Genomic DNA, 8,208 nt, shown 5'->3' on the forward strand with positions numbered 1-8,208 from the left:
GACAGCTTGGAAGAAGCAGGCGACCGGCTATTCACCTTCACACGGCTCGATCCGACGCAATGGAAATCCGCGCGCACGACCAACGCCATCGAACGGCTGAACGGCGAATTTCGGCGCCGCATCAAGACGCAGACCGTGCTGCCATGCGCAGAGACCGTGCCCATGCTGCTGTGGGCGCTGCTCGCCTCCGGCCAGATCCAGATGCGCAAGGTCGACGGATGGGAGACCCTCTCTCAGCCCCTCGGACCCATGTCCCTTGACCTCGCCGCCTGAGAGGCCGAACCTTCACATGCCCGGAACACGCTGCCAGGGAATTTCCACAGCATTCGAGACACGACCTACCAGCGTCGCGTAGAGATAGACCCCCGAGATGTTTTCGAAAAAGGCCGAGCGCGCGAGAGTGGGTGCCACGACACGAAGCGCGGTTGCGCGACTGCCTCCGAAAGACCCGAACCAGTCGGCGGAAAGCGCGTAGATCAGGATGTGCAGGCCGAAGAAGGTCGCAAGCCGCGCCAGGACGTCAAGAGCCAGGACCGGAACCGGGCTTCGGGCCGGATCGTCTCGCGCGGTGGCCGACGCGTAAAGGAAGAAGGCCACGTAGTTGACTGCGAAGACCACCAGGACGCCATTGGTCACGACCTGCCTCATGAAACGCGACAGCGCCGGCCCGCCGCCGAGGAGCAGGCCGACGAACCCCGGGGTCAGCCCGACATAGAAGACAAGTGGTAGCGCCATCCCGGCAAGACTGACCAAGAGTGTGTGCCAGGCGAAGCGGTGAACCGGAAGGTCGAGAGAAAAGAGCTTGACGATGTGAGCGGCCCTTTCTGCTTATCGGCGTCGTCACCGATGGCAGTGCCAGCCCATCTGATGCCGGCCGTCACAGATCACAGTCGTAGAACCCTCGGTAGCCGACCGTCAGCCCCTCGTCGAGCGCGAAGATCAGTTCGGCACCGCCGCGCCAATCGGCTTCGTCGACATCGTTCAGCGTCATGGTGATGCCGGGGGCGGTGTAGGTCCGTGGGGCCTCGGCCTCAAGTGGCAGGATCACGCCGTTCAACTGGGTGATCGCGCCGTCGTCATTCGCGAGCAGAATGGGATCTTCAGTCTCGACGCGACGGAACCCGCATTCCAGCGCGCCGGTATCGGTGCCCTCGGGCAGCGCATCAAGCGCGACCGGCGAGGGATCGAGCGTGGCGACCAGCGTGTTGTCCAATGCGTCTTCAACGGTGCCGACTCGCGGCGGCGCATCGCGGAAGATCTCTTCCGTCTCGCCGGTGTCGTCGATATCGGCGATCAGATAGCGCATCTCGGCGATCTCGCGGTTCTGCGCGGCAATGATGTCGTGCGACAGCTTCTTGACCCGCGGGTCGGTCAGTTCCGACCGGCTCGACGTCATGATGGCGATGGAATGGTGCGGGATCATCGCGGACATGAACGATCGGTCCTGCACCGTTTCCTGGCTGCGCACGAGCCAGAGCGACCCCGCGAAGACGATGATCGAGCCCACGAAAATCGCCGTGTTTATCGTCTTCGACGAATACATCGACAGCATGTAGGCCAGCATGATGACTGCCATCGTCGCGCCCATCAGCACGGCCATGTAGGCGCGCGTCTCCGACCAGAAGAGGTGCTCGAGCGCGTAGGTGTTGAGATACATCAGGATGAACATGACGACGGTCGAGGTCGCAATCATCGCGGCGAACCGCCAGTAGGACATGGGTGCCTCCTTATCTTGCACGCGAATGCTCCCTTGCGAAGCATTCACGATCCGTCATGGAAAAAACGTGGCCCCGTTCTTCAAGTTCCCGTTACATTTTGCGACATGGCCAAGCAGGTACGCGCTTGCGAACGCGCTATTGAAGCCGCGGCCTCCGCCGCTTCTCCCTCGTCCAAGAAGCAGTCCGTAACTTCTTCAGTTCGTTTCGCTGACAGTCGCGAATGATCCGAATGACCTTTCGAACCACTTAAATGCATACAATTACAATGACTTATGTTGTAGAGAACGTCCGATCCCGGTCCCTTCTCCTCCGCCACTTGCCCCCGCGAAAGCGTTCTCCCGATCCGGCTGCGGCCGGATTTTTCCGTTGTGTTCGAGGGTTATGCGGGACGGGCTGAGCACTGCCCTAGGCGCGAGAAGGCACGGAAGCGGTCTCTCAGGCCAGATATTCTCTCGACCTCATGACTGCGCCGATTTGGTGAATAGCTTGTAAGTCACTGTTAAGAATTGATTTATTTCTGCGCGACCTGAATGCTTCGACTGGGGTCGCGTTCGACCACACGGAACGGAGATCGAACGTTCGCTAGCCGCCGGGTGAAGCGCACACGCCGATACAGATGTACTGCGCACAACCTGAAGCTCGACGGGAAGGGCGGGAAGCGGCCGTTCGCCGCGACGACATCGAGCGTCGGCTACGCGGGACAATGTGTGAATTAGCAGCATCTGCGCACGTGGCTGCTGTGGCGCGATTTGCGGACCTTCAACTCGCGTCGCACACCTCCAACGGTTGCGCTGTTTATCCAGCGGAGCAGCGGGTCCCTTCCTCGATGCCATCGGTTCTGAAGGTCGCTGCGAGCATCGACAGACAATTCGATTCCTCGCCTCGTCACTTAGGAACGCATGCACGCGGTGTCTTCGACATCCACGCTCACTTCCATCGACAAGACGTCTGACGGTTTCCCGTGAAAACTTCCGCTGATCGGCGCAACCTGCTCGATCCTCCTCGCGACGGCAACGGGAATGAGATTGGTGGAGCCGACCGATCTGTTTGTCGGGTCGAAGGGGATCCAGCCCGCTCCGGGAACGAAGACCTCGACCCAGGCGTGCGTGGAACCGGAATGATCCGATCCAATCTGGTTTCCCGAGGGATTGAACAGATATCCGGATACGAGCCTGGCCCCGAAGCCAAGCGTCCGGACTGCCTCTGCGAACAACACGGCGAAATCCCGGCACGATCCCCATCCCCTGTCGAGGGTCTCCAGAGGTCCTTGCGTGCCCTCCGTTTCGCGGCTCTGGTAGGAAATCCCGGCGGTGATGCCGTTGCCGATATCTTTCAGCAGCGAAAGCGTATCCGTGGGCCGTGCCATGACAAAACGCTCGACCCACCGCGACAGACGCCCCGTGTCGTCCGCATATTGCGGCACGGCCAGGGCGCCGAGATCGGTCCAATCGTCGGGTGCATACACGAACGGGTACGAGGCCGCGGCGGCGGCAATCGGGAAGACTGGCCACACCGGGGCGTGCAGGTTCACACGTGCGCACGACCGGATCAAAAGCATCTTCGTGTTGGTGTCGAACCGTGCCGTCGCGACCGCATTGCCGGCAACGTCGTGGGACCAGTCGATGCGAGCTTCCGGACTGATCTTGAGGTCGAAGGACGTCAGGATGAGATCCCGGGTTTCCCGCGGACGGAGCATCAGTCTGTGCGGTCCGAGAGGGACCTCGGTTCCATATTGATACTGTGTCGTGTGAGTAATCGTGACGGATGGCATCGGTCAGACCTATGACGATCGATCGCCCGAGCGCCGCCGGCCCCGTCCACTGCCCTCATGAATTGCCGAGCGCCAGACGGACGATCCCTTACAACGGGAACATATCCGTTCGCCGAACCCCTCGCTCCAGAAGGTCGACTTGCATCTCAGGCAGGCCCGTTCGCCGGCGACGTCAGCCACCGCCTTGACTGTCCCGAAGTCGATGTCCGCTGATTTGATCGTCATTTCCGCTCCTCGCGTTTTTCCAATCGTTCCATGTTGCAAAGCGCGCGCTTGATGAGTTTCTGAATGCGTTCATCGCCAGCCTCGGGCGTCATCGCGCGACGGTCGAGAAGGAAGCGCCATTTCTTCAGGACTTCGGCCCATGTCCGCGCCGGTTCCGCGAACATCTGTTCTTCGAGGCTTTTGAGGTGAGGTTGCTGCGAGTGCTAGTAAAGGCTGGTCGTTTGCAGGGCGCCGTCGCATTGTCGACGCACGCTGTCCGGCAAAGGCCCTGCGGCCTTCGAGATCAATCGGGTCATCGGTCATTTCGGAATCCCGTAAATCCGACCGCGGACGGCGAACGATCCGCCCGACACGGCTGTCATTCTCCGATGCCCGGGCGCACGCTTCCTGAGCGTGGGCCGGAAACATCCCCGCTTATCCCGCGACGGGGCCCTCCCCTCTTGGACGGGCCGCCTTGCTCTGCCTGCATTTGGTCCAACTGGGGAGAGTAGAGAGCGCGAAGGTCCTGCTCCGCCACGCTGTCGGCCTGCATGATGAGACAGATCATCGGATCAGCGAGCATCTCTTCGAGAAAGAAATCCGTCAACGCCTTGCCGGTCAGCTTGTCCTTGGCAACCGCGTGCTCCAGTTCGGCGAGCGGCACGGTGAGCGTTCGGCTGAGCCCTGGATGCGAGGCGCGCGGATGCAGCCGGACCAGCACGGACGAGGTCCATGTGCCCGGTTCGATCCAGTCCACAGGTTCCAGCAACTGGGTCTCGATCTCGTATTCGCCCGGCGGAAGGGTCTCGTTGAAGCTCGGAAGCTGGAACGGTCGCAGGAATAGGGCGGTCGTCTTGATCGAATTGGTCATCTCGGTTCTCCAGGATGGTGACTTGGGATGCCATGACGGGAACACCGGCAGAGCGGCCGGCCTCGCGAGCCGACGACGAACGAACACTTCCGTCCAGCGATGGGACGCTACCGGTTCAATTCCGAGACACAGGCGCCGTCTCGGCTGGGCCATGTCTTGCGTCCCACGTCCAGACGTCGAACTGCGTCAGGGTGCTCGGCCCGAAAGTCTGGGTCAGCGGCACATCCACAGCATCCCGGCCGCGGGCGATCAGGATCCGTCCCATGCGTCTTGAGTTGTTGCGCGGATCGAACACCCACCAACGGCCATCGAGAAAGACCTCCATCCAGGCCGCGAAGTCGTCCGGGGCGTGGGGCTCGGGTTCGCCGAACTCGCTCAGATACCCGGTGCAGTAGCGGGCCGGGATATTCATGCAACGGCACAACGCGATCGCCAGATGCGCAAAATCGCGGCAAACCCCCTTCCGCCCGGCCAGCGTTTGAGAGGCCGTGCGCGTCGCGTCAGCCTGCATGTAATCGAACGAGACGGTTGTGTGCACAAAGTCGCAGATCGCCTGCACCCTCGACCAGCCTGGCGGCGTGCTCTCGAACAAGCGCCACGCTTCGTCGGACAGGATGTCCGTATCGCAATAGCGGCTGCCAAGAAGATAGACGAGCGTCTCGGAGGGAAGATCCTGTACGGCCAGCTGTGCCGCATCCGGAGCGACAGGATCCGCCAATCCGCCATCCCGGAAGATTCCGTCGGTGGACAACGTGAAGTCGCCTGCCGGCGCAATCATTCGCGTGCACCAGTTTCCGAAACCGTCGCGATAGCTTTCCAGCGGCACACTGGGCGAGGTCACCAGATAATCGGCCCGCTCCAGGTCGCCGAAGCGCGAGAAGTGCACGTTCAACAACGCGATGATGGGTGTCTTTTGGGTGAGCCGGTATTTCAGACGGCAACCGATCCGCATCCGGATGCCGGGGGCGTCGCCGTGGCCTGATCGGGGCGCTTTATCGTCCAAGAACACACTCCCCACCCGCAAGTTGAAAGCCGCGATCGCAGCGCCATGAGTTTCCGGATCGATCGAGATGCGCGTTTACCGGAAGGTCGATCGCAACACAGATCGTGTCGACGGTCTCAAATCCCCGCTCACAGCGCCATCCCGGCCCGTAGGACGCCGGGTCCAGAAAGGCGTTCGCCGGAAGCGCAACGGGATCGCAACGGCCATCGATTTCGAAGAAGCCTCTTTCGCAGGCCCATTCGTCACCGTAGTCCGCATGGGTGAGATAGCCGTTCTCGGGGATCGCAATCGGAACGCAGTCGCTTGCACTGGCCGTGAAGCCGCGATCGCAGGTCCATCCGAAGCCTGAGGTGTCGTCGGTGAGATAGGCGTTGTCAGGCAGGACGATTGGAACGCAAGCCTCGCGATCTCGTCGGTACCCGCGATCGCACTGCCATTCATAGCCGGAGGATCGCAGGAACGCATTGTCGGGAACCGAGATCGCTGCGCAAGAGGTCCCTCCGGCTTCCTCGTAACCGCGCCGGCACGCCCAGCCCGAACCGTAAGACCGGCCGGTCGCATAAGCATGCTCCGGGATGTCGATGGTGACACACTCCTCGCCCGCCACCCGGTATCCGAGCGCGCAGTTCCAACCGCCGCCATAGCTCCGGGCTTCTGCATTCTCCGGCATCGGACCGGTGCCGTCCTGCGCGAGCACCGGAAACGCCAGAGAGGCGATCATGCCGGCCACGACTGCCATCCTGGCGATCAGCCTTGCCAGCGGGTGTTTCGGTGCTTCCTCGGGATGTCTCATCAGCTTTTCCTTTGCGGACCGGAGCCCGTCGGTCGCCGTGCGTGTTCTCGAAAGCGCAAGCGTGAGCGTACCGGTGACCTGTCGGGTCTGCGCGAATGGTGGCGAGAAGCCGATAAAATTTGGTCCCGGCGGCATGCCTTCGTTCTCGGCTACCTCGATCGGGGGGGCGTGCGGTAACGTTGGGCGGGTGCTATCGGTCATCGCAATGACAGCTTGTGCAGGGCCGCAGCCGCAAGGGCATGCTCCTTCTGGTGGTAGTCGCCGGAAAAATTGCCATCGACTTGCACCTCCCAGATCCCGTTTCTTTCGCGTATCTCAACCTCACCTTGCTGCGCCGACCGGTCCATGGCGGGCCCCTTTTCCCCTTTGTTTCTGGGCGGCACGAGCTGCTTGTCGGCCATGTCCGGCTTCTTCGATTTCGTCGCGCGTGCTTCTCCGAGGAGCATCACGGCGCGAATGAATTCTTCCGCGTAGTGGTCGGTTTCGCGGTAGTCATTTTCGTGCCGGGCCATACTCATCGGCTCGACGAACCGTTCTCGAAGGTGTTCCACAAAACGCGGTTCGGTGCGGGCCATGTAAGCGATCAGAGCTTGCAGGATCCGTTCATGAGCCAGCACACGCCGTTCGAGCTCGGTGGTCTCCGGGGATGCTATCGGCATGGCGCGGTTCATCCTTCATCGACCGCGCTTTCCGGGCGCTCCGGCAAAGCGTCAACATCAAGGGCCGCCAGGCAGGCCTGCGCGATATCTCGGTTCGGCAAGTCTGTACCCGGCATCGTCGCCCAGCCGGCTGTCATGAGTGCGTCGCGCCGCTGGTAGGTCGAGGCGGCTCGGATAGATTCCAACTTGCCTGCCCGCAACGGGTCGGAGCGGGCCATATCGAGGCAAACCGGCACCATCGAGGCGACGACATCCTCTTGGGACATCGCCATTGCCCTCTCGTTCGCCGTCCCGCCGGTCACCCAGCCGCCCCAGGTAAAACCGACCACGCCGACAAGAGCCGCGCCGATCACAGCACCATAGATGCCGGGTTTGAGCCATTCGGGAGTCTTCATTTCAAGTCCTCCTGCGGGGAAAGCGCCGCCTCGCCATTATTGTTCTTCTCGGTCGCGGCCCGATCTCGGCTCAGCGCCTCTTCCAAGTCACTCTTGGATATCGCCCGTATCTCTGTCCGTCCCACATGACCGCCGCTCCCGCGTACCGTCAGGTAGGTAGCAGTCCGGCGATACGCCTCGAAGCTGAGCCCCTGGAGAAGCTCTTCTTCGACAAGAACCTCGTAATCGCCTGCGGGCAGATCTTCAGGGTATCCCGGCAAGCTGAACGGGTTCAAAAATGTCACCGTCGATCTGGTCGAGCGCGTGTTCATCTTCAGTCTCGGCGATGTTGGCAGGTCCGTCGCTCATCTCAGTTGCCGGTCCCTTGGAGTCTGGGACGGACCAGTCGAACGATTTGGTCTCTTGTATCTCGGGATCGTCCGACTGGTGCTAGCGCATGTTAGTCTTATGCACCGAACCGGATGCGACCTTCGCGAGTGCGCAGTCGTCCGCACTGACATGTGTAAGGGCGGGGAGCCCGCCCTGCGCGTATCCTTTGGGAACTGGGGCGATCTGCGTTCCTGCAAACCTTGAAAGGATTGGCAATGGCCGACCCCAGTGTTCTCAACCCGCACCCGCCCGAGTTCGACCGGTTTCTCCAAGCGTCCGTCGGCGAGGACCGGAACGGCTATGCCGTGACTGTGCTCTCCACGCTTGCGCGGTCGTGTCTCGAATGCTGTGGAAATTCCCTGGCAGCGTGTTCCGGGCATGTGAAGGTTCGGCCTCTCAGGCGGCGAGGTCAAGGGACATGGGTC

11 protein-coding genes are annotated in these 8,208 nt (G+C 61.7%); 1 reads left to right on the forward strand and 10 read right to left on the reverse strand.

The window, feature by feature from the left end:
* Nucleotides 1-273 (forward strand): transposase (locus BMX96_RS18935; RefSeq protein WP_175481796.1); only part of this gene is annotated, 273 nt, incomplete at its 5' end.
* 12 nt (nucleotides 274-285) lie between these two features.
* On the opposite strand, the gene BMX96_RS18940 is transcribed toward BMX96_RS18935, so the two are convergent.
* From BMX96_RS18940 to BMX96_RS18980, 10 genes are all read right to left on the reverse strand, one after another.
* Nucleotides 286-753, reverse strand: coding sequence for a hypothetical protein (locus tag BMX96_RS18940; RefSeq protein WP_139210156.1), 468 nt, complete (start codon nucleotides 751-753; stop codon nucleotides 286-288).
* 124 nt (nucleotides 754-877) lie between these two features.
* Entirely contained in the window at nucleotides 878-1,717 is an 840-nt protein-coding gene (locus BMX96_RS18945; RefSeq protein WP_091846903.1) for a DUF305 domain-containing protein, read from the reverse strand.
* A gap of 890 nt (nucleotides 1,718-2,607) precedes the next feature.
* Nucleotides 2,608-3,489: a transglutaminase family protein gene (locus tag BMX96_RS18950; RefSeq protein WP_091846904.1), complete on the reverse strand. Its 882-nt coding sequence runs from the start codon at nucleotides 3,487-3,489 to the stop codon at nucleotides 2,608-2,610.
* Nucleotides 3,490-3,710: 221 nt separating this feature from the next.
* Nucleotides 3,711-3,878 (reverse strand): hypothetical protein, encoded by a 168-nt coding sequence (locus tag BMX96_RS19735; protein WP_175481797.1) that lies wholly within the window; start codon nucleotides 3,876-3,878, stop codon nucleotides 3,711-3,713.
* A 194-nt stretch (nucleotides 3,879-4,072) separates the two neighbouring features.
* On the reverse strand, nucleotides 4,073-4,564 hold the full coding sequence (locus BMX96_RS18955) for a hypothetical protein (protein WP_175481798.1): 492 nt from the start codon (nucleotides 4,562-4,564) through the stop codon (nucleotides 4,073-4,075).
* A 115-nt stretch (nucleotides 4,565-4,679) separates the two neighbouring features.
* Nucleotides 4,680-5,522, reverse strand: coding sequence for a transglutaminase-like domain-containing protein (locus BMX96_RS18960; protein WP_175481799.1), 843 nt, complete (start codon nucleotides 5,520-5,522; stop codon nucleotides 4,680-4,682).
* Between the two features lie 34 nt (nucleotides 5,523-5,556).
* Entirely contained in the window at nucleotides 5,557-6,561 is a 1,005-nt protein-coding gene (locus tag BMX96_RS18965; RefSeq protein WP_139210157.1) for a hypothetical protein, read from the reverse strand.
* The gene (locus BMX96_RS18970) at nucleotides 6,558-7,031 is read right to left on the reverse strand and encodes a hypothetical protein (RefSeq protein WP_236737156.1); all 474 of its coding nucleotides are present in this window, start codon (nucleotides 7,029-7,031) and stop codon (nucleotides 6,558-6,560) included. Before BMX96_RS18970 ends, BMX96_RS18965 begins: the two co-directional genes overlap by 4 nt.
* On the reverse strand, nucleotides 7,028-7,414 hold the full coding sequence (locus BMX96_RS18975; protein ID WP_091846908.1) for a hypothetical protein: 387 nt from the start codon (nucleotides 7,412-7,414) through the stop codon (nucleotides 7,028-7,030). Before BMX96_RS18975 ends, BMX96_RS18970 begins: the two co-directional genes overlap by 4 nt.
* The gene (locus tag BMX96_RS18980; protein ID WP_091846909.1) at nucleotides 7,411-7,725 is read right to left on the reverse strand and encodes a hypothetical protein; all 315 of its coding nucleotides are present in this window, start codon (nucleotides 7,723-7,725) and stop codon (nucleotides 7,411-7,413) included. Before BMX96_RS18980 ends, BMX96_RS18975 begins: the two co-directional genes overlap by 4 nt.
* Nucleotides 7,726-8,208: the final 483 nt, after the last annotated feature.

The organism is Palleronia pelagia (genome assembly GCF_900110115.1).
GTDB classification, from domain to species: domain Bacteria; phylum Pseudomonadota; class Alphaproteobacteria; order Rhodobacterales; family Rhodobacteraceae; genus Palleronia; species Palleronia pelagia.